Annotated in this window: 1 pseudogene; it reads right to left on the bottom strand. The window is 47.9% G+C overall.

Annotated elements, in window-relative coordinates:
• Positions 1-215, bottom strand: a pseudogene (locus tag LKX83_RS33450) (acetyl-CoA C-acyltransferase); the annotation flags it as partial.

The following is a 215-nucleotide window of genomic DNA, read 5'->3' as shown; positions in this document are numbered from 1 at the left end:
GCTATTCCTTGGCCTCCTGCTACACAGAGCGTAGCCAACCCATATTTCGTGTCCCGCTTTTGCATCTCATGTGTAAGAGTGACCAATATTCTTGCTCCGGAGCATCCTAACGGATGTCCCAACGCAATGGCACCACCATTTACATTGACGTTCTCATGAGAAATTCCCCATTCCTTAAGAACCGCCAAGCTTTGTGCGGCAAAAGCTTCATTTAC

It is taken from the genome of Cohnella baijiui (assembly GCF_020731285.1).
In the GTDB taxonomy this organism is placed as follows: Bacteria; Bacillota; Bacilli; order Paenibacillales; family Paenibacillaceae; genus Cohnella.
This window is presented reverse-complemented; position numbering and strand designations above follow the sequence as displayed.